This is a genomic window from Paenibacillus sp. UNC496MF, assembly GCF_900113915.1.
GTDB classification, from domain to species: Bacteria; Bacillota; Bacilli; order Paenibacillales; family Paenibacillaceae; genus Paenibacillus_Z; species Paenibacillus_Z artemisiicola.
The window spans coordinates 356,314-379,300 of sequence record NZ_FORE01000007.1 but is presented as its reverse complement, the minus strand read 5'-3'; the positions used below and the strand labels follow the sequence as shown (position 1 = coordinate 379,300).

23 protein-coding genes are annotated in these 22,987 nt (G+C 62.4%); 5 read left to right on the top strand and 18 right to left on the bottom strand.

Features of this window, described 5'->3' with window-relative positions:
• Positions 1-11 precede the first annotated feature (11 nt).
• Both BMZ79_RS13505 and BMZ79_RS13500 read left to right on the top strand, forming a co-directional pair.
• The gene (locus BMZ79_RS13505; RefSeq protein WP_090640871.1) at positions 12-461 is read left to right on the top strand and encodes a GNAT family N-acetyltransferase; all 450 of its coding nucleotides are present in this window, start codon (positions 12-14) and stop codon (positions 459-461) included.
• Positions 462-472: 11 nt separating this feature from the next.
• Entirely contained in the window at positions 473-1,618 is a 1,146-nt protein-coding gene (locus BMZ79_RS13500; protein ID WP_090640869.1) for a YheC/YheD family endospore coat-associated protein, read from the top strand.
• 97 nt (positions 1,619-1,715) lie between these two features.
• Here BMZ79_RS13500 and BMZ79_RS13495 read toward each other — a convergent pair whose 3' ends face one another.
• The 12 genes from BMZ79_RS13495 to moaA all read right to left on the bottom strand — a co-directional run bounded on the left by BMZ79_RS13495 (position 1,716) and on the right by moaA (position 13,341).
• The gene (locus BMZ79_RS13495; RefSeq protein ID WP_090640867.1) at positions 1,716-2,411 is read right to left on the bottom strand and encodes an HAD family hydrolase; all 696 of its coding nucleotides are present in this window, start codon (positions 2,409-2,411) and stop codon (positions 1,716-1,718) included.
• A gap of 205 nt (positions 2,412-2,616) precedes the next feature.
• Positions 2,617-3,789, bottom strand: a complete 1,173-nt coding sequence (locus BMZ79_RS13490; RefSeq protein ID WP_090640866.1) for a phosphodiester glycosidase family protein — start codon at positions 3,787-3,789, stop codon at positions 2,617-2,619.
• Positions 3,790-4,092: 303 nt separating this feature from the next.
• Complete coding sequence (locus BMZ79_RS13485; RefSeq protein WP_090640864.1) at positions 4,093-4,662, bottom strand: manganese catalase family protein; 570 nt, start codon at positions 4,660-4,662, stop codon at positions 4,093-4,095.
• Positions 4,663-4,690: 28 nt separating this feature from the next.
• Positions 4,691-4,921 (bottom strand): spore coat protein CotJB, encoded by a 231-nt coding sequence (locus BMZ79_RS13480; RefSeq protein WP_090641032.1) that lies wholly within the window; start codon positions 4,919-4,921, stop codon positions 4,691-4,693.
• A 28-nt stretch (positions 4,922-4,949) separates the two neighbouring features.
• Positions 4,950-5,192 carry a spore coat associated protein CotJA gene (locus tag BMZ79_RS13475; protein WP_090640863.1) on the bottom strand — a complete coding sequence of 81 codons (243 nt, stop codon included), beginning with the start codon at positions 5,190-5,192 and terminating at the stop codon, positions 4,950-4,952.
• Between the two features lie 172 nt (positions 5,193-5,364).
• Entirely contained in the window at positions 5,365-6,705 is a 1,341-nt protein-coding gene (locus tag BMZ79_RS13470; protein WP_090640861.1) for a hemolysin family protein, read from the bottom strand.
• A gap of 61 nt (positions 6,706-6,766) precedes the next feature.
• On the bottom strand, positions 6,767-7,882 hold the full coding sequence (gene yfkAB / locus BMZ79_RS13465) for a radical SAM/CxCxxxxC motif protein YfkAB (protein ID WP_090640860.1): 1,116 nt from the start codon (positions 7,880-7,882) through the stop codon (positions 6,767-6,769).
• Between the two features lie 201 nt (positions 7,883-8,083).
• On the bottom strand, positions 8,084-9,205 hold the full coding sequence (locus tag BMZ79_RS13460; RefSeq protein WP_090640858.1) for an HD-GYP domain-containing protein: 1,122 nt from the start codon (positions 9,203-9,205) through the stop codon (positions 8,084-8,086).
• Positions 9,206-9,323: 118 nt separating this feature from the next.
• Entirely contained in the window at positions 9,324-10,175 is an 852-nt protein-coding gene (locus BMZ79_RS13455) for an undecaprenyl-diphosphate phosphatase (protein WP_090640857.1), read from the bottom strand.
• A 107-nt stretch (positions 10,176-10,282) separates the two neighbouring features.
• Positions 10,283-11,725, bottom strand: coding sequence for a bifunctional metallophosphatase/5'-nucleotidase (locus tag BMZ79_RS13450; RefSeq protein ID WP_090640855.1), 1,443 nt, complete (start codon positions 11,723-11,725; stop codon positions 10,283-10,285).
• Positions 11,726-11,754: 29 nt separating this feature from the next.
• Positions 11,755-12,237: a hypothetical protein gene (locus BMZ79_RS13445; RefSeq protein ID WP_090640854.1), complete on the bottom strand. Its 483-nt coding sequence runs from the start codon at positions 12,235-12,237 to the stop codon at positions 11,755-11,757.
• A 102-nt stretch (positions 12,238-12,339) separates the two neighbouring features.
• Positions 12,340-13,341: a GTP 3',8-cyclase MoaA gene (moaA, locus tag BMZ79_RS13440; protein ID WP_090640852.1), complete on the bottom strand. Its 1,002-nt coding sequence runs from the start codon at positions 13,339-13,341 to the stop codon at positions 12,340-12,342.
• Between the two features lie 112 nt (positions 13,342-13,453).
• Between moaA and BMZ79_RS13435 the strand changes: the two genes are divergently transcribed.
• Both BMZ79_RS13435 and BMZ79_RS13430 read left to right on the top strand, forming a co-directional pair.
• Positions 13,454-14,197, top strand: a complete 744-nt coding sequence (locus BMZ79_RS13435; protein ID WP_177222139.1) for a molybdenum cofactor biosynthesis protein — start codon at positions 13,454-13,456, stop codon at positions 14,195-14,197.
• Positions 14,198-14,349: 152 nt separating this feature from the next.
• The gene (locus tag BMZ79_RS13430) at positions 14,350-15,405 is read left to right on the top strand and encodes an HD-GYP domain-containing protein (protein ID WP_090640849.1); all 1,056 of its coding nucleotides are present in this window, start codon (positions 14,350-14,352) and stop codon (positions 15,403-15,405) included.
• A 149-nt stretch (positions 15,406-15,554) separates the two neighbouring features.
• On the opposite strand, the gene sufB is transcribed toward BMZ79_RS13430, so the two are convergent.
• The 6 genes from sufB to BMZ79_RS13400 form a co-directional block, all read right to left on the bottom strand.
• The gene (sufB, locus tag BMZ79_RS13425; protein ID WP_090640847.1) at positions 15,555-16,952 is read right to left on the bottom strand and encodes a Fe-S cluster assembly protein SufB; all 1,398 of its coding nucleotides are present in this window, start codon (positions 16,950-16,952) and stop codon (positions 15,555-15,557) included.
• 68 nt (positions 16,953-17,020) lie between these two features.
• Positions 17,021-17,449, bottom strand: coding sequence for a Fe-S cluster assembly sulfur transfer protein SufU (sufU, locus tag BMZ79_RS13420; RefSeq protein WP_090640846.1), 429 nt, complete (start codon positions 17,447-17,449; stop codon positions 17,021-17,023).
• On the bottom strand, positions 17,436-18,662 hold the full coding sequence (locus BMZ79_RS13415) for a cysteine desulfurase (protein ID WP_090640844.1): 1,227 nt from the start codon (positions 18,660-18,662) through the stop codon (positions 17,436-17,438). Before BMZ79_RS13415 ends, sufU begins: the two co-directional genes overlap by 14 nt.
• Entirely contained in the window at positions 18,659-19,966 is a 1,308-nt protein-coding gene (sufD, locus tag BMZ79_RS13410) for a Fe-S cluster assembly protein SufD (protein WP_090640843.1), read from the bottom strand. The genes BMZ79_RS13415 and sufD overlap by 4 nt, the downstream gene beginning before the upstream one ends.
• A gap of 21 nt (positions 19,967-19,987) precedes the next feature.
• The gene (sufC, locus tag BMZ79_RS13405) at positions 19,988-20,767 is read right to left on the bottom strand and encodes a Fe-S cluster assembly ATPase SufC (RefSeq protein ID WP_090640841.1); all 780 of its coding nucleotides are present in this window, start codon (positions 20,765-20,767) and stop codon (positions 19,988-19,990) included.
• Positions 20,768-20,926: 159 nt separating this feature from the next.
• A complete protein-coding gene (locus BMZ79_RS13400; protein WP_256252720.1) occupies positions 20,927-21,595 on the bottom strand; it encodes a DUF1802 family protein in 669 nt (222 codons plus the stop codon).
• 159 nt (positions 21,596-21,754) lie between these two features.
• Between BMZ79_RS13400 and mtnK the strand changes: the two genes are divergently transcribed.
• Positions 21,755-22,975 (top strand): S-methyl-5-thioribose kinase, encoded by a 1,221-nt coding sequence (gene mtnK, locus BMZ79_RS13395; RefSeq protein ID WP_090640840.1) that lies wholly within the window; start codon positions 21,755-21,757, stop codon positions 22,973-22,975.
• Positions 22,976-22,987: the final 12 nt, after the last annotated feature.

Below are 22,987 nucleotides of genomic sequence, written 5' to 3'. Positions count from 1 at the left end.
GAGGTAAGCTCATGCAGGTAAAGCTGCTGTCGCCGTCCCAATGGTCGGCATCCAAGGAGAAGATCACCCGATTTCTGTACCGGTATGGCGACAGCCGCATTACCCACGCGGGACTCGCCGCGCTGAACGCGCTGACGCCCTCCCGCCTGGCCGCGGGCCGCTCGGCCGAAGGCGCCGCGGCGGCCGTCGCCGTCGCCGTTCAGAACGGACGGCTGGCGGCCGTCGCGTTCGCGGAGGACGGCGGCGAGCGCGCCTGCCTCGTCGTCGTGTCGCCCGAATACCGCGGCCAAGGAACCGGCAGCGCCCTGCTGCGGGCGCTGCACCGCCGGCTCGGCCGGCTTACCTGCAGCGTAGCCTCCGACAACGCTTCCAGCATGAACATGTGCTTCCGGGCGGGCATGAAAGCGGTCAGCCTGCACAGCGGCCCGACCGGCAAGCCGACCCTTCGATTCGAACGCTAGGAGGAACCTCTATGGGTCAGCCGGTTCTCGGCATCTTAACCCTCTATCTGAACGACCGAGGCCTCATGGAAGAGAAGCCCATTTACGCGCGGATGACGGAAGCCGGCAAGAGTCTCGGCCTCGAGATCTTCGTCTTCACGCCGGCGGACGTCAACTTCGAGACGAACCGCATTCACGCGCATCAGTACGATCCGACCGCGAAATCCTGGAGCCGCCGCTGGCGCTCCTTTCCTCATATGATCTACGACCGCTGCCGGATCCAGAAGAGCCACCGCTTCGCCCAGCTGGGTCAGTTCCGGCGGAAATACGGCCACCTGACCTTCCTCAACCGGGTGCTGCGCAACAAATACACGGTCTACAAGACGCTCGGCCGGGAGGAGCGGTTCCGGCCGCATCTGCCGTTGACGCGTCTGTACGAGAATCAGAGCGACCTCGCCGAGCTCATCCGCAAGTATCCGCTCATCTACCTGAAGCCGATCAACGGCACGGGCGGACGCGGCATCCTGCGGATCGAGCGGGAACAGACCGGCACCTTCCTGATTCAAGGCCGCGACCAGTCCCGGCGAATCATCAGTCCGCGGCGCGTCGGACTCACCGGCCTGCACGGCCGGCTCGCGAAGTGGAACCTGAAGGAAAACCGGTACCTCGTGCAGCAGGGCATCCAGCTGAAGCTGCCAAGCGGCCGGGTGCACGATTACCGCATGCTCGTGCAGAAGAACCGCAGCGGCGAATGGGAAGTGACGGGCTGCGCCGGCCGGATCGGCGCGAGCGGCAGCATCACGTCCAACCTGCACGGCGGCGGGCAGGCCGCGAAGATGCGGACGCTGCTCGGGGATTGGATCCGGAACGAGGACACGGTGACGAGCGTCGTCCGGAAGGCCGAGGAATTCGGAGTGGACGTCGCCGCGTACCTGGAGAAGTCGTACGGCCGGCTGTGCGAGCTGGCGCTCGACCTGGCGATCGACCGCAAGGGGCAGATCTGGCTGCTCGAGGTCAATCCGAAGCCGTCGCGCGAAGTGTTCATCCAGGCCGGCGAGCGCGAGACGTACCGGCGGGCCATCGTCCGGCCGCTGGAATACGCGGTATGGCTGTACGAGCAAAAGCAGAAACGGAAGACGGGCGCGGAGACCGCGAACATGCGGCACGAGCCCGACTGAACGCCGAAGAACCCGGCCCGCGCGACGGCGCGAGCCGGGTTCTTTTTTGCGTTTCGTCGGCGCTGCATCTCCGGTCGAAGCGTCCTCGAGCCGCCGGTTAGGGCTGCTGCAGCTCCTCCGGCACGAGCGCCAGCAGGTCGCGGAAGTCCGCGATGAGCGCGTCGGCGCCGTTCAGCTCTTCCTTGCGGCCGTACACCGCGTAGGCGCAGCCGACGACCTGCAGCCCGTTCCGCTTGCCGGCCTCCACGTCCGAGGACCGGTCGCCGACCATCCACGCCGAGCGGACGCCATGGTCGCGCAGCAGCCGTTCGACGAGGTGCACCTTCGACGCCGTGCCGTATTCGCCGGCGCTGTACAAGCCGTCGAACAGCGGACCGATGCCCTTGAGCCGGGCGATCTCCTTCACGTAGCGCTCGAGGCCGTTGCTCGCCACGAACAGCTTGAAGCCCTGCGCCTTCAGCGCCGCGAGCGTCTCCGCCACGTGAGGATAGAGCGAGCCCTCGCCGTTCTCCAGCCCTTCGACCTCGTACTGAAGGAGCAGCTCGTCGGCCCGGTTGCGGGCGGCCTCCGAAGCGTCCGGCATGACTTTGCGCCAGATGTCCGCGAGCAGCATGCCGAGGCAGCCGAGCAGCGCCTCCACGGGAGGCGTCGGCTGCCTATACAGCCCCTCCGCCCGCAGCGTCGCGAATATCCGTTCATGCACCCCTTTGAGCAGGGTATCCGTCTCGAACAGCGTGCCGTCCATATCGAAAATGAGCGCTTCCGGCCGCGGAAGCGTAACGCCGCTTTGCATCGTGCAACTCCCTTTCCAGTCCGTAATGCCCTTAATCATACTGGAAAGGAATGCCGCCGCGCAAGAAGGAAACGGCCGTTGCGCGGGCTGCCGCGGCGAGCGCGGAACATCTCTTGGGCGCGTCGGCGCGGCGTGCCCGGCCGCACCGCCCGCGGGAGGCGGCGCTGCCGGCGTGGACCGCGCGCAACGCCGCGGCCTCCTGAAGCTACCACTTCGCCGGATCGATGTCGCCCGGCTTCAAGCCCTCCCATACGTTTCGGATATCGGCCTGCTCCGGATGCTCGAAGACCAGGAACGCGGACGGCAAATACCGGCCTTCGCTGCTCTTGGTCGACGGCTTGTTCAGCACCGCGCCGTCCTTCACGAGCACCGTCGAGGAGCCGCCGTCGAGATTCGCCGCGATGACCGCGCCGTGCGCCAGCATGATCTGCTGCACGTCGTACAGGTTCGCGCCGATGCTGTGGCCCGGCTGGCGGCCGTCGATGACGACGAACAGGATGGCGCCGTCCTCGCGCTGGCCCATCGCCGTGCGCGGGGCGATCCCCCAGCCGTCGGCGGCGTTCTTGATCAGCCCTTTGCCGTTGACGATGATGCGCGGCTGGAACGTGACCGCTTCCTTGACGCCCATCTGCCGCAGCTCGTCAAGCGTGTACCTCCCGGCGACCATCTTGCCGCTGCCGTCGATGCCGACGACCTGCGTCGACTTCGAGCGGCCGAGGTCGCTGTAAAACAGCTTGCCGCCCGACATGACGATGCCGATCGGCTGGAAGCCGTTCCCCTGCCAGTTCGGGTCGGCGAAGCCGCCGCCGTTCACGCCGGCGATGGCCCCGGTCCGCTGCGCCATGCTCGCGACCCGCTCGCCGCGGCCCGGCTTCGCGGGCACGGCGACGCGGATCTTGGTCGGATCGTTGACGGTCATGACGTAGCCGCTGTAGCCGTGCCCGGAGACCGGCTCGATCTCGACGAGGGGCTTCTGTTCCTCGGCCTCGCCGTCCGCATCCGCCGCGGGCGCGGAGGCGCCTGCGGGCGGCGTGTGGATTTCGTGCGTGTCCCGCTCTTCTCCCATGGCGTCGAATTGCGCCTGATAAGCCTGCACGCGCGTATCCAGCGCGTGCTGCCCGATAATATATTTCGCCCATTTCCGGTGCTGGGTCGTAATCAGCGTGTCCGCGACCAGGTAGCGGATATCGGTGCCGGACGGCGTTAAAAACAACCAGCCCGCCCCCGCGGCGCCGAGCGCCAGCAGAAGCGCGAAGACGGCGGCCGTCCGCCTGAACCGTTTGCGCTTTCGTTTGGCCGCGCGTCTCGGCGCCGACTTCCCCTGCGGGCGCTTGCCCCTGGCAACGCCGGCGGTCCCGGCGGAAACTCTCGTGCTCACCTTGTCGTCCTCCCCTTCTGCTCTCCGGCTTGCGGATACCTAGTAGACGAGAAACGACCGCGGAAAGTTTCAGCATCGGCCCGCAATCGACAACGGCCGCGCGCATTCGCCCCGGCTTCCATCGGGCCGGACCGGTTCGCGCGTCGCAAGCTTGTCCGTTTTCCGGCAATGGTCGCGTTTAACGCCGTTTACCGGAATCGCGACCCGTTCCGGCGCCCGCCCCGCCGAGTCTGCGGGCGGAACCCGGCGCAAAAAAGCCCCCGAGGCCTCCATGCCGCGGGAGCTTGCCGGTCGTCGGCGCCCTCAGAACACTTTTTTCGTCTCGCGGTCGGCCTTGATCATCTCCACCGCTTCCTTGAACCGCATGGAGTGGACGATTTCCCGTTCGCGCAGAAACTTCAGGCTGTCCTGCAAATCGACGTCGTCCGTCATGTCGATGATCCATTGGTACGTCGCGCGCGCCTTCTCCTCCGCCGCGATGTCTTCGTATAAGTCGGCCAGCGGATCGCCCTTCGCCTGAATGTAGGCCGCCGTCCACGGAACGCCGGACGCGTTGTTGTAGAACAGCGCGTTGTCGTGAATGACGTAGCTGTCGCCGAGGCCCGCCGCCTCCATCTGCTGGGGCGTCGCGTCCTTCGTCAGCTTGTAGATCATCGTCGCGATCATTTCCAGATGCGCGAATTCCTCGGTTCCGATGTCGGTCAGCAGCCCGATGACTTTATCCGGAATGCTGTAGCGCTGATTTAAGTACCGGAGCGCGGCCGACAGCTCGCCGTCCGCACCGCCGTATTGCTCCACCAGATAACGGGCTACCCGCGGATCGCATTTGCTGACCCGAACGGGATATTGGAGCTTTTTCTGATAAATCCACACGAGCGTTCCACCTCCCTCGGCGCTTGGGTTACACCTGCCACGGCCAGGGGCTTTCGACCCACTGCCACGGATACTTGGAGTAGCTGTGTCCGAACTGCATGAGCGGTCCGTAATGCATCTCGAATTGGTGCGCGCTCTGCATGCGCTGCTGGGCCAGCTGGTTGAACTGCTGCAGCGCCTGCAGATCGTTCGGGTGCGTGTCGAGGTAAAGCGTCAATTCGACCAACGCGAATTCGATCTGCTGCAGCTCGAGCAGCATGCGATAATACTGTTCGTCCAGCGTCTGGTTAGTGTTGTTCACTTTCTTCCGGCCTCCCCGTCTGGCATTTGGATTCGTACGGGCCGTAGAGCGCCGGCCACAGCGTTCCCCTCCTGAGCGCCTCCGGCAGCGGGAACTGCGGGAGATTCATGGGCTGGTACGGGATGAACTGGTTCGGCGGAACGTAGTAGGTTTTCACGTATTTCGGCGGACACGGGTCGCACGGGCCTACAAAGGGATACCAATCTCGCGTCGGGTTTACCGCGTTCAACTTCGCTTCCCCCTCCTCATGTTGAAAATGCGAACAATTCGACTGCCACTCCTATTCTTATGTCGCGGGGCGGGCGATCTTGCTTGGCCCGATTTATTAAACCCGGACGCAGCGCAAAAAAGCCCATGTCCGCCGACATGAGCTCTTCGCGTATGTATGGGAGGGGAGACCGTTAATCGCCGAACCCCGTGACCTCGAATTCTTCTTTCGCCGTCCGGTAGATGAAGACGCGCAGCACGCGCAGCGGCTCGCTTTCCGCCACTTCGAACGCGTAGCCGTCGAATTCGACCTTCTTGCCCCGTTCGGGATTGCCTTCGAGCTTCGTGAACAGCCAGCCGCCGATCGTGTCGACGTCTTCGTCTTCGATGTCGAGGTTGAACATGTCGTTGATCTCTTCGATCAGCATGCGCCCTTCGACGGACGTGACGTCGCCCTTGACGACGATTTCCGGCTGCACGTCGTCGAATTCGTCGTGGATTTCGCCCACGATTTGTTCCAGGATCAGCTCCGTCGTCAGCATGCCGGCCGTGCCGCCGTATTCGTCCACGACGATCGCCAGCTGGGAGTGCCTGCGCTGCATCAGCTGCAGGACATGGCTGACCTCCATCGATTCCGGCACGTTCAGGATCGGGCGCAGGTAGCGGCGCAAATCATGCTCTTCGTCCGGATCCGCGGTCAGCAGATCGGTAATGTGCACGAACCCGATCAGTTGGTCCTTGTCCTCGACGCAGACGGGGTAGCGCGTATGCTTGCTTGCGTACACGGTTTTCAAATTCTCTTCGAACGGCAGGTTCGCGTACAGGCAGTCCATGTCCGTTCGCGGCAGCATGACTTCCCGGGCCAGTCGGTCGGAAAACTCGAAAATGTTGTCGAATAGCTCCAGTTCGTCCTTGTCGATGATGCCGCTCTTCGCGCTTTGATCCATCAGGATGCGGATCTCTTCCTCGGTATGGGCGGAATCGTGCTCGCTCGCCGGCTGCACGCCGAAGAGGCGCAGGAGCCGGTTGGCCGATCCGTTCAGCAGCCAGATCGCCGGCAGGAACACCCGGTAGAAGTACAGAAGCGGCATGGACGCGAACAGCGACGTGCCTTCGGACTTCTGGATCGCGAGCGATTTCGGCGCGAGCTCCCCCAGCACGATATGCAGGAACGTGATGCACAGAAACCCGATCACGACGGAGACCGTATGCATGAACGCGCCGTCGTCCAGGCCGAGCAGATGGAACAGCGGCTCCACGATCAGCTCGGAGATGGCGGGCTCGCCGACCCAGCCGAGGCCGAGCGACGCGAGCGTGATGCCGAGCTGCGTCGCGGATAAATACGCGTCCAGCCGCTGGTTGACCTTGATCGCGTACTTGGCGCGCGCGTTGCCTTCGTTGACGAGCTGCGTCAACCGGGACTGCCTGACCTTCACGAGCGAAAATTCCGCGGCGACGAAAAAGCCGTTTAACAGTACGAGAATGAGAACGATGCAAAGATTCCAAAAGATCTTCCCGAATTCAAATTCCTGCAAAAGTCGTTTCCGCTCCTCTCATCGGCCTTGCAGCCGCTGTCTCTCTGTCTGTCGCCCTCCGTCACAGCACCGCTTGGCGCGTACCGAAATCCACGTCGCGGTAATACATGTCCTTCACGAGCAGATTGGGTCCGCAGCACGAGGCGGCGGGACAGTGGCAGTCCACGCTTTTGGCGAGCGGGTGGGACAGCCAGCGGTCGAACAGATCGTTCAAGCGGTCCTGCTTGACGTTGCCGAAGGACGGCACGTCGGAGAAATCGGTGACGAACACGTCGCCCGTGAACACATTCACGTTCAGCCGGTTGCGGCCGTCGGGATCGTTGCGGACCGTGACGTTGGGCTCGCTCGCCAGCCGTTTCAGCAGCTCGCGGTCCGCGGCGTCGTCGCTGCAGCCGTAGAACGGCAGCGTGCCGAACAGCATCCACAGCGACGGGTCCCGATGATCCAGCAGCTCCTTCACCGCGTCGCGCATCTCCTGCGGCGAGATGACCGGCAAATCCGCGGCGAACGCGCTCGGATACATCGGGTGCACTTCGTGGCGCTTGCAGCCCATTTCGACGATGAGCCGGTGAATCTCGCGCATGTTGCGGTGCGTGCGGAAGTTGATCATCGATTCCGCGGACACGAAGAGCCCGCCATCGCTGAGCTTGCGCGCGTTGTCCATCATGCGCTCGTACATGCGGCTCGCGACCGGCATCGGCACCGGATGGCCGCTCTTGGCGAACCCGATGGCGTGAAAATCGTCCGCGGACGTATAGTTGAACGAAATGTGCATGACGTCCAGGTAAGGCGCGATCGCCTCGTAACGGGAGTAATCCAATGTAATATTGGAATTGAGCTGAGAAAATATACCCCGGTCCCGCGCGTATTGAAGCAGCGGAATCATATATTCCTTGACCGTCCGGCCGGAGAAGGTCGGCTCCCCGCCGGTAATGCTGATCGTCTTCAGCTCGTCGATCTCATCGAGCCGGCGCAGCATGAGATCGAGCGGCAGTTTCTCCGGCTCGGCCAGGACGAGGGTGTCTCCGACCGCGCAGTGCTCGCAGCGCATGTTGCAGAGATTGGACAGCGTCATCTCCACGCTCGTGAGCCGATGGCGCCCGTGGCGGCGGAGCGAAAGAATGGGATCCCAAGGATCGTCCTTGGGGGTAAACGGGTACGGTAATGCGTTCAACATCTGTTCAGCACCTGACTTTTCAACGTAATCGCCCGCCGTTCTTCGCGGCTTGTTCTTATTGTAATGTCCGGGGGCGGCGGATGCAAACGGGTTTCGGCGGCGCCTGTCCCCAACCGCCCGGCAGCGCCGGCTCCCGGTTAGACGAGAAAAGGAGCCTTTCGGCTCCTTGGACGTCATATTCCGCTGGCACGGAAGCGGCCGCTATGAGCTCGCCGCCCCCGCCATCGGCCGCTTCTCGCTTTCGTTCACGCCGACGATCATCGCCGTCAACTGCTTGGACAAGTCCACTTCGTACGGCGCGCGGAGCGCTTCGCCGCTCTCGTCGCTCAGCACCCGGACGACGGGCCGGTGCGGGCAGGACGAATGGATGTCGACGACGACGCCGCGCTCGCCGGTCTGCAGCTTGACGCTGATGCCGAGCGGGTAGATCGCGAGCTTGTCCCGGAACAGCTGAAGCATCCGCTGCTCGTACAGCGTGCCGCTTCCGGCGTACAGCGACTCCACGGCTTCGTGCGGCAGCATCGGGTCGCGGTAGATCCGCGTCGTCGTCATGGCGTCGTACGAATCGACGATCCCGATCCATTTCGCGTACTCGTGGATCTGGTCGCCCTTGATGCCGCGCGGGTAGCCGCTGCCGTCCAGCCGCTCGTGATGCTGGTAGGCGCAGTGCGCGGCCAAGAGCGGAATGTTCGGCTCGTCCTTGAGCAGGTTGAAGCCGCGCTCCGCGTGCCGCTTCATCTCCTCGTATTCTTCGCGGGAGAGCTGCGCTTCCTTCTTCAAAATGTTCACGCTGATCTGCGTCTTGCCGATATCGTGCAGCACCGCGCCGAGGCCGAGCGTCATCAGCTCGTCGCGGGAGTATCCGTTCGCGATGCCGAGCACGGTCGAATAGACGGCCACGTTCAGCGAATGATGGTACAAATAGTTGTCGACGATGCCCATGTTCATCAGCATGACCATGGCGTCCTTCTGTCCGGTCAAATCGTCGATGACCATGCCCATGACTTGGCGGAACGCCTTGCCGATGTAGGGATACGTCATGCCGCTCTTCCGGTCGGGCCGGTCCATCAGGTTCCGGAAGTTGGTGCGTATCTCGGTCAGCGCGCGGCGGCGCGTCTCTTCGCTGATCAAATCCGGGACGACCAGGTCGGCCGTCCGGGGATCGTGGATATAGACGAAATGAATGCCGCATTCATCGAGGCGCTTGATCAGCTTCTGGGTTAATTCGACGTCGGCGCCAAGCAGCACGAGGCCTTCCTCGGAATAGATCTTCTTCGCGAGCCGCATGCCGGGTTGACACAGTTGGACGGGCAATAAACGCATCTTATCGACCCCTGCTCTGCTTCTATTTTCCTATTTTAGGATGAGTGCCGTAATGTTAATGTAAGGGATTTAAGGAAAAAGAGCAAGATCAGATTCGCCAAATGTCGACAAAATTTTCCTATCTCATGACGAAAATCCAGAACGCCGCCGCCAAAATAAACCGGTAGATGGCGAAATGCGTCAAGCGGACCTTCTGAATGAAGCGCAGGAACAGCACGATGACGAGCCATGCGACCACGAACGAAACGATGAAGCCGACGATGAAGAACGACAGATTGTCGCCCGTGATGTATTTGTAGCTGTCGAGCATCTCGTAGCCGGACGCGACCACCATGATGGGAATCGCCATCAGGAACGAGAAGTCCGCGGCGGCTTTATAGCTTGTCCCGACGAGCATCCCGCCCGCGATGGTGGAACCGGAACGCGAGAAGCCCGGCCAGAGCGAGAGGCACTGGAGCAGGCCGATCCCGAACGCCTGGCGATACGAGATGTCGTCCATCGTTTCCGACTTGACGCGGATGCGGCCGGAATTCGACAGCTTCTCCGCCACGATCATATAGATCCCGCCGATGACGAGGGACAGCAGCACCGGCGCCTGGTTGAAGCCTTCGCCTTTAATGACGTCCTTCAATACGTAAGCGAGCAGCATGGCCGGCACGATGCCGAGCGCGACGTGGATGAGGTTCAACCGTTTGCGGCGCGGCGCGGAATGGCCGGACGTGAACGTGCCGAGCGATTCCGTGCGGCGCGAGAGCCCGAACAGATCCGCGATCCGGTTGCGGTACACGAGCGCCATCGCCAGGATGGCCGCCAATTGAATGATGATTTCGAACGTCACGATCGCTTGATCGTCCGATGCGATGCCGAGCAGCTTGTTCGTCAAAATCATGTGACCCGAGGATGAAACGGGCAAAAATTCGGTTAAGCCTTCTACGATCCCTAGAATAATCGAATGAATAATGTCTCCCATTTTACCCTCCTGAAACTGTTATTGCCGGATTCCCGCCTGACGGTCGCGAAAGACGCGGCGCCCTTATGAAGACGGCGCGCTTCCGCAAGTTGCATCATTCCGCGCGGTCATAACGTCGACCAGCGCGTACGGAAGCTGTCGGCGACGGTCTCGCCGTCCCGCAGCTCCCGCTCAAGCACGTCGCGAATGAATTCAGGCAGAAAATACGCGACATTCGTGCCGTTCTTGATTTTCTCATAGCCGACGCCAAAGGTAAACATGTCGATCGTCCCAACCGCGTACGCGCGTTCGTCGTCCAGCGGTTCCCCGTTCACGGCGACGGCCGCGATCCGGGCGCCCGGCGGTCCGTCGGGGTCGTACCGGATCTCGAGCCCGTCCACCGCGAGCGTCCCGAGGACGATCCCGCGAAAGCCGAAGCCGCGGATTGGCTTCTCGATGAAGCCGGGCAGCAGCGCTTCCTCCAGGCTCGCGCGGATGTCGCGGCCCGCGAGCGTCAGGCGGCACGGATTGATCGGCGACGGACATAAGGCGTGCAGATCGCCGGCCGTCACGCCGCCCGCGGCCAGGCCGCCCAGCAGCTGGCCCGCGTTCACGAGGCCGATTTCGGCCCCCGTCCAGCGGCGCAGCCCGGCGGCCAGCAAATTCGGGAGCGGCGATTCCTTGCCGTGAAGCGCGGGAAGCGGCGCCGCGAGCTCGGCGACGACGCGGGCGAGCCGCGGCCCGCTTTCCGCGAGGAAGCCTCCGATGACGCCGCTCGCGGCCGGGTCTTCGGGATAAGCGGCCATCGCCACGCAGCCGGCTTCGATCGCCGCGCGGCCCGTTCCGGCGTCATAGCGGATGTCCACCCGTCCGACGTATTCCCCGTACTTGCCGGCCGCGCATAGGTATGTCCCTGCGACAATCTCGGGCTCTTCCAACAGATGATGGGTATGCCCGCCCAGAATGACGTCGATGCCCGGGACCGTCTCGGCCAGGCGCCGGTCGAACGGCAGCCCGACATGCGACATGACGATCACCACGTCGGCCTCGGACCGAACGGCCCCGACCTGCTCGGCGACCGCTTCGAGCGGGTTCGTCGCGTCCCAGCCCAGCAGCGCGTAAAATTCCGCGAACGCCGCGGTCACGCCGACGAGGCCGAAGCGGATGCCGGCCTTCTCGATCACCGTCCGCGGCAGCATCCAGGCCGGCCGGCCGCCGCCCTCGCTCCGGAACAGATTCGCGCACACCGTCCGGAATGCCGCCCGCTCGCCGAACGCCTCGTCCAGCTGCTCCGGCGTGAAGGTCAAGCCTTCGTTGTTGCCGAACGTCGCGGCGTCGTAGCCGGCCGCGTTCAGCAGCGCGACGTTCGCCAGGCCGTCGCTCGCTTCCGTCTCGACCCGCATGCGGTCCATGTGGTCCCCGATATCGAGGACCAGCACATGGTCGTTCCCGTGCGCGCGCCGCGTTTCTTCGATGTAGGCCGCGATCTTGGCCGCCTGCTCCAGCCTGCTGTGAATGTCGTTGCTGTGAAGCAGCACGACGTCAGGCGCCTTCGTTGCCGTTTCCTTCATGACTGCCTCCCGGTTCTGTGCGGCGTTGGTTATGGCTTCTTGATTCGCATGTCGTCCGCCGAGAAGGTCCGCTTGAACCCGTACGACGCTTCTCCGCGCCGCGCTTCGTCCCGCAGGAGGCGGAAGGCGACGATGCTCTTGACGTTCAGGCATTCGCTCGACCCGTTCGGCACGTAGAGCCGGACCGGCCCGTTCTTCGGCAAAGGCGCTCCGTCCAGGGCAAACTGCACGGCCGCGTCCGTCAGCTGTTCCCACGGGATGACCGCTTCGAACGTATCGGCCGCTTCCAGCTTCAAATGCGTCGGCAGCGGTTCGCCGGGATCGGCGCCCTCCCGCTCCCGGAACCGGGCGAACCAGGCTCCGAAATCGAACGCGTCGCCGGCGGCGCCGCTTACGCGCTCGGCCAGCGGAAAGACGATGCCCGCCGATGCGGCCATCTCTTCCGGCGAAAAGAGGACCGGTGCCCGGTCCCCGTCGTGAACGGCAATCCGTTGCTGCTGTTGCTGCGTCATCGGTTCTATCGTCTCCGTCCGTCGCGTATTTTCAACTTGCTTGTTCATCCTTGATCGATCCGCTTCGCTTCGCGGTCCCGCCCGACGTCCGCTCTCCCGCGGTCAACCGCCGATCTGGGACATCCGGCGCGCCGTCGGCTCGTGGGACTGCGCTTCGTCCGCCAGCTTGGCGGCCATCTCGTGGTTGCGCGGCTTGATGGCCAGCGCCTTCAGGAACAGCTTCTCCAGCTCTTCCGGATGCCCCAGCGCCGGCTTCACGTTCAATTCGTCCACCCAGTACAGGCAAGGCTGCAAATTGCCGTCCGCCGTCAGGCGCAGCCGGTTGCAGCGCGTGCAGAACTGATCGCTCACGGGGTGGATCAACCCGAACGTCCCCGCCCCGCCCCGGATGCGGTAATCGTCGGACGGCCCGTTGCCCAGGACGTCACCGATCCGCTCGAACGCCAGGCCGAGCTCTCCGGCGATCTCCAGCACGCGCGACAGCGGCAGGTAGTGGTTGCGCCAATTGTCGTCGGCATGGCCGATCGGCATATATTCGATGAACCGGACATGAAGCGGCCGCTTGACCGCCATATCCAGAAACGCGGCGATTTCGTCCTCGTTGACGCCCTTCAGCAGCACGCAGTTCAGCTTGATCGGCGCGAAGCCCGCTTCCGCCGCCGCCTCGATGCCCTCCAGCACGCGCCGCAGCTCCCCGCGCCGGGCGATGAAGCGGAACCTCGACGCGTCGAGCGTATCGAGGCTGATGTTGACCCGCTTCAGGCCCGCGGCCCGCAGCGCCTCCGCTTGATCCGCGAGCAGCACGCCGTTCGTCGTCAGCGAGATGTCCCGGATGCCGGGAATGGACGCAAGCTCCCGCACCAGTCCGGGCAAGCCCGGCCGGACGAGCGGCTCGCCGCCCGTGATGCGCAGCTTCGAAATGCCGAGACGCGCGCCTGCGCGCACGACCTCGGCGATCTGGTCGTACCCGAGCAGGTTTTCGGAAGGCTCGAATTGAACGCCTTCCTCCGGCATGCAATACAGACAGCGCAGATTGCAGCGGTCCGTCACGGAAATGCGCAAATAATCGTGGACGCGTCCGAATCGATCCGTTAACGCTGACATGGCCCGCACTCTCCTTTGCGATTCTTCCGTTACTCCTCCTAGCATAACATTTTTGCACCCGATATGGTATGCTATGGGAACCATTACCCTTGGAAGCGAGAGGATTTTTGACATGACTGTGAAATGGAACGTCCGGCTGTTCGCCGGCCTTGCCGACCGCTTCGGCGGCCCTTCCGCCGAGCTCGAGCTGCCGGAGGACGAGCTGACCGTCGCGCAGCTGAAGGAAGCGCTCGCCGCGCGCTATCCGGGGCACGCGCGGCTGATCGCCGCCGCCTTCATGGCGCGCAATCAAGCCTATGCGGCCGACGGCGAGCCGGTGCGCGCGGACGACGAGCTCGCGCTGCTCCCGCCCGTGTCGGGCGGCGAAGACGAGCCGGCCGGGGAAACGGCCGGCGACGCGGACGCCCGATACCGGGTCACGCCGGAGCCGCTGTCGGTGGAGGCCGTCACGGCCCAAGTGATCGTGCCGAACAACGGCGCGGCGCTGACGTTCACGGGCACGACGCGGGAATGGACGCACGGCCAGCGGACGGTCCGCCTGGAGTACGAGGCTTACGTTCCCATGGCCGTCAAGACGCTGCGGCAGATCGGCGACGAGATCGCCGAACGTTGGCCGGGCACGGCATGCGCCATTTGGCATCGGACCGGCGTCGTGGACATCGCGGAGATCAGCGTCGTCATCGCCGTCTCCTCCCCCCACCGGGAAGGCTGCTACGAAGCGAGCCGGTACGCGATCGAGCGCCTGAAGCAGATCGTGCCGATCTGGAAGCGGGAAATTTGGGAGGACGGCTCCGAGTGGAAGGGGCATCAGCAGGGGCCGTGGGATCCGCTCGCGCAGGCGGGGTCCGAAGCGTAAAACGCAGGTTAACAAGCGGCGAAGTTGTGCCGATAAGGTATATAGGCCTTTATCCTCATGATATTCTTATATGCTGATATTGCCAATTTTGCATTTTATTGCTACCATTAACCTACTATTTTGCCCATTTTACAGCCGCGTAGAGGTGGATCATGCATATTCATGTGACGGAGCTGCAACAAGGAGACAGACTGATTCGCGATACCTTTAATTCTTACGGCCTGCACGTGCTGTCCGCGGGCAAGGAACTGAACGCGCCGGACATCGCGAAGCTGTTTCAGCATCGGATCGACTACGTCGACATCGAGACGAGATCGGCGGAGGAGCCGGCGATCCGCACGATCGAATCCGGCTTGAACCCCAAGTGGCTCCCGACCGTAGGTCCGATTTACCAGGACGCGGTCAACGGCTGCGAGCAGCTGTTCCGGGACGCGTTCCAGAACGGCAAAATCGCCGAGGACGACGTCGTCCAGACGTTCCAGCCCCTCGTCGACAACTTCAAGATGGAGCGCGACGTCGTCTCGATGCTGCTACTGCTGAACACGAAGGACGATTACACGTACCAGCATTCCGTTCAAGTCGGCATGCTCTCGTACTACCTGGCTTCCTGGCTCGGGTACGGCGAAGAAGCGGCGGTCAAGATCGGGCAAGCCGGCTTCCTGCACGACATCGGCAAGTGCCAGATTCAGGACGATATCCTGAACAAGCCGGACAAGCTGTCCCGGGACGAATTCGAAACGATCAAGCAGCATACCGTGTTCGGCCACCGCATCATCCGCGAGTCGTTCGGCGACTCGATCGCCGCCACGGTCGCGCTCGAGCATCACGAACGGATCGACGGTACCGGCTATCCGAACTGCCTGCCCGGCTCCGCCATGCATCCCGTCTCCAAGATCGTCGCCGTCGCCGACGTCTACAGCGCGATGATCTCGTCCCGCGTCTACCAGAAGAAGCGCGATCTGCTGTACGTGCTGAAGGAGCTGTACCGGATGAGCTTCTCCGAGCTGGATCCCGAGACGACGCATACGTTCATCCGCCACATGATTCCGAATTTCATCGGCAAGCGGGTCGAGCTCGAATCCGGCGAGACGGGCACGATCGTCATGACGCATTCGTCCGAATATTTCCGGCCGCTCGTCCGCCTCGGCGAACGCTTCGTGGACCTGACGGTCGAACGCGACTACGAAGTCAAGCACGTGTTCATGTAAATGTTCTTCATTCGAGGGTTTCGGCTCCGTACGCACGCTGCTCGATCCTCCATCCCCGTAAGATCCGCAACGCAAAAACTCCGGGAAGCTTCTTAGCGAAGCCTTCCCGGAGTTTTTTTGATTGGGGGCGATGCGGCGAACGCGGTTCGTTAGCCGATCGAACCTTCCATCTCGAATTTGATCAAACGGTTCATTTCGACCGCGTATTCCATCGGCAGCTCTTTCGTGAACGGCTCGATGAAGCCCATGACGATCATTTGCGTCGCTTCCGCTTCCGTCAGACCGCGGCTCATCAGGTAGAACAGCTGGTCCTCGGATACCTTGGAGACCGTCGCCTCGTGCTCGAGCGTGATGTTGTCGTTCATGATTTCGTTGTACGGAATCGTATCCGACGTCGACTGGTTATCCAGAATGAGCGTATCGCACTTGATGTTCGCTTTGGAGCCTTCGGAGTTGCGTCCGAACGACGCCAGGCCGCGGTACGTCACCTTGCCGCCGTGCTTGCTGATGGACTTGGAGACGATCGTGGACGTCGTGTCCGGCGCGAGGTGCGTCATTTTGGCGCCCGCGTCCTGATGCTGGCCTTTGCCCGCGACGGCGATGGAGAGCACCATGCCTTTCGCGCCGCGGCCTTTCAGGACGACCGCCGGATATTTCATCGTCAGCTTGGAGCCGATGTTGCCGTCGACCCATTCCATCGTCGCGTTTTCTTCCGCGACGGCGCGTTTGGTGACGAGGTTGTAGATGTTCGGCGCCCAGTTCTGGATCGTCGTGTAGCGGCAGCGCGCGTTCTTCAGCACGAGGATTTCGACGACCGCGCTGTGCAGCGAGTTCGTGCTGTAGATCGGCGCCGTGCAGCCTTCGACGTAGTGCACGAAGCTGTCTTCGTCGGCCACGATGAGCGTGCGTTCGAATTGGCCCATGTTTTCGGAGTTGATCCGGAAGTACGCCTGCAGCGGGATTTCGCATTTGACGCCCTTCGGCACGTAGATGAAGCTGCCGCCGGACCACACCGCGCTGTTCAGCGCCGCGAACTTATTGTCGGACGGCGGAATGATCGTACCGAAATATTGCTTGAAAATTTCGGGATATTCGCGAAGCGCCGTGTCCGTGTCGGTGAAGATGACGCCCTGCTTCTCCAGGTCTTCCTGCATGCTGTGGTAGACGACCTCGGATTCGTACTGCGCGGATACGCCGGCGAGGAACTTCTGCTCCGCTTCCGGAATGCCCAGCTTGTCGAACGTTTCCTTGATTTCGGCCGGTACCTCTTCCCACGTTTTGCCCTGCTTCTCGGACGGACGGACGTAGTACTGGATATCGTCGAAATCCAGATCGTCCATGTTGCCGCCCCATTTCGGCATCGGCATCTTGTTGAACTGCTCCAGCGCCTTCAGCCGGAATTCCAGCATCCACTCCGGCTCGCCCTTGATTTCCGAGATCGTGCGCACGACTTCCGGCGTCAACCCTTTTCCGGATTCGAAAATCGCCTTGTGCTCGTCGCGAAAACCATACTTATACTCTTCCAAATCTGGCATTTGCTTCGCCATCGTTACAGCCTCCTTCTTTCTGATTCTTAAGTCCAGCGTAGTGCGTATATGATTCGCACCGGGGCGCGTTATAATTGCTGCTGATGTTCGATGCCCTTGCGCAGCGCGTTCCACGACAGGGTCGCGCACTTGATCCGCGCCGGGAATTTCGTGACGCCGGAAAGCGCCTCGATATCCTCGAGCTCGTCGAACTCCGCGATTTCGCCTTTGATGAAGGATGAGAATTTCTCCGCCAGCGCCAGCGCTTGTTCCGTCGTCTTGCCTTTGACGGCCTCCGTCATCATGGAAGCCGAGGACATGCTGATGGAGCAGCCTTCGCCGGTGAATTTGGCCTGCTTGACAATGTCGTCTTCCACCTGCAGCTGCAGCGTGATGCGGTCGCCGCAGGTCGGATTGTTCAGGTTGATCGTCAGCGAGTCGTCGTCCAAGCTCCCGCGGTTGCGCGGGTTCTTGTAGTGATCCATGATCACTCTGCGGTACAGATCATCCAATTCCATAACCGAAGAACTCCTTTGTCTGCTGGAGGCCGTCAACGAGCCGATCAACGTCCTCTTCGGTATTGTATAGATAGAAGCTTGCTCTTGCCGTCGACGAAACATTCAGGTAACGCATAAGCGGCTGACAGCAGTGATGGCCCGCGCGAACGGCGATGCCCTTCGTATCCAACACCGTCGCCACGTCGTGCGGGTGCACGTCTTCGAGATTGAACGTCACGAGACCCGCGCGGTTCTCCGTCGGCCCGAAGATCGAGATGCCTTCGAGCGCGCTCAGACGATCGTAAGCGTAGGCGGCGAGCTGGTGCTCGTGCCGCCGGATGTTGTCCAGCCCCACCTCGTTCAGGAAGTCGATCGCCGCGCCGAGCCCGACCGCCCCGGCGATGATCGGCGTGCCGCCTTCGAACTTCCACGGCAGCTCCTTCCATGTCGAGTCGTACAGATCGACGTGGTCGATCATCTCGCCGCCGAATTCGACCGGTTCCATCGCCTCGAGCAGCGCCTTCTTCCCGTACAGGGCGCCGATTCCGGTCGGCGCGCACATCTTGTGGCCCGAGAACGCGTAGAAGTCGCAGTCGAGGTCGCGAACGTCGACCTTCATGTGCGGCGTGCTCTGAGCGCCGTCGACGACCATGACCGCGCCGCGCTTGTGCGCGATCGCCGTGATTTCCTTGATCGGATTGACGACGCCGAGCACGTTGGACACGTACATGACCGAGACGACCTTCGTCCGGTCCGTGATCGTCGCTTCGACGTCCTCGAGCCGGATGGAGCCGTCCTTCTGCAGCGGAATGTATTTGAGCGAAGCGCCCGTCGCTTTCGCGACCTGTTGCCACGGAATGAGATTGGAGTGGTGCTCCATTTGCGTAATGACGATCTCGTCGCCTTCGCCGCAGACGGCTCTCGCGTAGCTGGACGCCACGAGGTTGAGCGCCGTCGTCGTGCCGCGCGTGAAGATGATTTCCTGCGGGCTGGCCGCGTTCAGGAACTTGGCCGTCTTCTCGCGGGCGCCTTCGTACGCGTCCGTGGCGCGCGAGCCGAGGGTGTGGACCCCGCGGTGCACGTTGGCGTTGTCGTGCTCGTAATAGCGAACGACCGCATCAATGACGGAACGCGGCTTCTGGGAAGTCGCCGCGCTGTCCAGATAAACGAGCGGATGCCCGTTCACTTGTTGATGCAGGATCGGAAATTGCTCTCTGATCGCGTGCACGTTCATCCTTCAAGCTTCCTTTCCAGCAGACGCTGGAGCTGTTCCCGCACCGCGTCGATCGGAATTTCCGTCACGACCGGGGTCAGGAATCCGTAGATAATCAGGCGCTCCGCATCCTTTTTCGAAATGCCGCGGGACATCAGATAGTAGACTTGCTCGGGATTGACTTGGCCGACGCTCGCCGCGTGGCCCGCCTTGACGTCGTCCTCGTCGATCAGCAGGATCGGATTGGCGTCGCCGCGCGCTTTCGGGCTCAGCATGAGCACCTTCTCGGTCTGTTGGCCGTTCGACTTCGTCGCGCCCTTCTCGATCTTCGTGACGCCGTTGATGATCGCCGTCGCCTGATCCTTCATGACCGCGCGGGTGACCATGTCGCTCTCCGTGTTCCGCCCGAAGTGGACGGCGCCGGTCGTCAGGCTCATCTGCTGCGACTTGGAGCCGATGCTGATGACCTTCGCGTCGGACGACGAACCGTTGCCCTTGAGCAGCGACTGCGTCTCCGACAGCGTGTGGCCGTCATGCAGGTCGCCGATGACCCATTCGACGCGTCCGTCGTTCTCGACGACGGCGCGGCGGACGGTCAGGTCGACCAGGTTGTCGCCCATATTGTGAACGGTCGCGTAGCGGACGTGCGCGCCCGGCTTGACGATGACTTCGACGATCGTCGGCTTCGTGACCGGCCGCGCGGCTTCTCCGTATGTGCTGACCACGTTGTCGACGTACGTGACGCGGCTGTGGTTGTCGGCTACGACGAGCACGCGCGGCGCGAACGCCGCTTCGGCGTCGTCGCTGTACAGCAGCGCCTGCAGCGGAAGCTCCACTTCGACGTTCTTCGGCACGTACAGGAAGATTCCGCCGTTCCAGATCGCCGATTGCAGCGCCGTCAGCTTGTTCTCGTCCTGCGGCACGGCTTGGAACAGGTACTGCCGCACCAGTTCGCCGTGTTCGCGCGCCGCGGTCTCGAGATCCGTGAAAATGACGCCTTTCGCCGCGAGCTCCGGCGACAGCTGCCGAAGCACGCTGGCGGAGTTGCGCTGCACGACGAGTCCTGCCGGGGATTGTCCGGCCAGCTCGCGGACCGCTTCGGGCAGCTCTTCCGCGGACGCGATCGCGTCCTGCGGCTTATGCGCGCCGACGGCCGTCAGGTTCCAGCGGCCGATGCGGACTTTCTCGGGCGTCGGCCATTCCAGCGTTTCCGCCAGCTCGGCGCCCTTCGTTCTGATTTCTTCAAGCCATGCCGGCTCGCCTTTGCTTTGGGACAATGCCGAAACGGTTTGGCGGTTTACCGGAGTCGATAGTTGTGTGCTCATTTCCAAAAACTCCTCTCCGAATTAAACCTGTCCGACCGTTTCGTCCACGATGCCGAGTTCTTCCTTGACCCAGTCGTAGCCTTCGTTCTCCAGACGCTCCGCCAGCTCGGGACCGCCGGACTTGACGATGCGGCCCTGCATCATGACGTGAACGAAATCGGGCTTGATATAGTTCAGCAGGCGCTGGTAGTGGGTGATGATCAAGAAGCCGCGGTCTTCGGAACGCATCGCGTTCACGCCGTTGGCGACGATTTTGAGCGCGTCGATGTCGAGGCCGGAGTCGATTTCGTCGAGAACGACGATTTTCGGATCCAGCATCATCATTTGCAGGATTTCGTTCCGCTTCTTCTCGCCGCCGGAGAAGCCTTCGTTCAGGTAGCGGTGCGCGAACTCGGGATTCATTTCGAGCTCCTTCATCTTGCCTTCCATCTGGCGGATGAACTTAATGAGCGAGATTTCCTTGCCTTCCTCGCGGCGGGCGTTGATGGCGCTGCGCAGGAAGTCGGAGTTCGTGACGCCGGTGATTTCGCTCGGATACTGCATCGCGAGGAACAGGCCCGCGCGGGCGCGCTCGTCGACAGCCATTTCCAGCAGGTTCTCGCCGTCCAGTTCGACTTCGCCGTCCGTTACTTCGTATTTGGGATGACCCATGAGCGCCGACGCCAGCGTGCTCTTGCCGGTACCGTTCGGCCCCATGATGGCATGGACTTCACCGCCCTTGATTTCAAGGTTGATGCCTTTCAAAATATCTTTGCCTTCGATGGCGGCCTTCAGGCCGTCGATCTTGAAATGTGTTGCCATGGTATGCTGCTCCCTCCGAAAGTCCGTTGTTTCATATTGAAACAATTCCTCTTTAGTAATCACTCTAAACTGATTCTCACTGATTCTCAATTATATATTAGTATATGAGCGCTTATAAAGCAATCGGCCCTAGTCCCCGCAAGGGATCCGGGCACCCCGCTAACGGGCGATCGCCGCGCGGATCTCCGCCGCGCGCCGGGCGAATTCCGCGTCGCTCAGCACCGCTTGCCCGCGGAGACCTTCCGGAAAATCCTCCAGGCCGACCCACGATTTGCAGCCCGCATACGCGTCCCGCATCGGCAGCGGCACGGGCCGCTCCAGCCGGTACACGCGCAGGAGCAGCAGATGAAGCGGCTGCTTCCTTTTCCATTTTAGACGCTCTTCGGTAAATGTATCCGTCCAGATATGATAATTCGCCAAACGGTCCACCGTCTCCTGATCGAAGATTTCGATGTCGTCCGCGGCCTCGGCGTAAGCGGCGATCTCCACCGTCGGCGATCCCGGCGTCCAGCCGTCCAGCGCCGCCTTCAGGTCGTCCCGGTACGCTTCCTTCAGCAGCCCCGGCCTCTGGTGCTCGTAGGCGGGAAGCAGGAAGAACCGCGTCGATTTCAACCGGAAATCCCGCGTCTCCTCCGCGATGCCGCCTTTGCGGAGCACCATGATCTGCTTGCCCTCGGCAAGCGCCTTGACCGCGACCGCCCATTCCTTGAGCGCTACGTACGGCTCCGGTTCGTTTGTATCGGCTGCCGTGTGTTCCGCCGCCGCATGCTCGGCAGCCGCATTCTCCATCGCGGCGTTCTCCGCCGCGCCTCGCGTTAGGCCGTTCATCTGCTCGATTCACCCTCGTTTCGGTCTGTTTAGAATCATTATAACAAAGGCGGGTATTCCAACGCGAAAAAAATTTCGCTATACTATATATATTTGGGGTCCGAACGTCGACGCGACGGGACTTCTCTCCCACTCTAACGATCCGGAGGTGGACAGTTCATGTCTGCTTATCATCCTTTAAACGAAACCGAAGCGGTTGAAATCGCCCGCAAGCTGGACGGCGTCTTCGAGCCGGGCGCGCAGCTGGCTTGCCGCGAAATCGGGGACGGCAATCTGAATCTCGTCTTTCGCATCGCAGATCCCGCCGCGGGACGCAGCATCATCCTGAAGCAGGCGCTGCCTTACGCCAAGGTCGTCGGCGAGTCGTGGCCGCTCACGCTCGACCGCGCGCGCATCGAGAGCGAAGCGCTCATCCTGGAAGGCAAGCTGGCGCCGGGCCTTGTGCCGGCGGTGTACCTGTACGACGCGGAGCTCGCGCTGACGGTCATGGAAGACCTGAGCGACCACGTCATCATGCGCCAAGGCTTGATGAAAGGCAGCCGCTATCCCCTCTTCGCCGGCCATATCTCGACGTTCTTGGCGCGGACGCTGTTCTTCACGAGCGACCTCGGGCACAACCAGCAGGACAAGAAGCTGCTCGCCCGCAGCTTCACCAATCCCGAGCTGTGCAAAATCACGGAAGACCTGATCTTCGACGATCCGTACCGCGACGCCGACACCAACAGCTTCGAAGAAGCCATCCGCGACGAAGCGCAGGCGCTCTGGAGCGACGGGGAACTGCATCTGGAGGTCGCCCTGCTCCGCGAGAAGTTTCTGACGCACGCGCAGGCGCTGCTCCACGGCGACCTGCACACGGGCAGCATCTTCATCACGCCGGAATCGACGAAGGTCATCGATCCCGAGTTCGCGTACTACGGCCCGATGGGCTTCGATATCGGCGCGGTGCTGGCGAATCTGCTGCTGAACTACGCTTCCCGCGAAGGCTGGGACAAGTCCGACGCGGAGCGCGAGCGGTACCGCGACTACCTGCTCGAGACCGTCGCGGACATCTGGACCCAGTTCGAGGAGAAATTCCTCGCGCTCTGGAACGAGCACGGCGTCGACCGGCTGGCGAACGCCGCGCCGGGCTACAAGGAAGCCTACATGCGCCGCCTGCTGCAGGATACGGTCGGTTTCGCCGGCTGCAAGATGGTGCGCCGCGTCGTCGGCTTGGCGCACGTCGCCGACATCGACAAGCTCGAGGACGCGTCGGCGCGCGAGCGCGCCCAACGGCTCGCCCTGCGCATCGGCAAATCGCTGATCAAGCTCAACCGCGGCGCGGCTTCCATCCATCAGGTGATTGCCGCCGTTCAATCGGCTTCGTCGGCGGCGAAGGCATAAGGAAAGGATGAA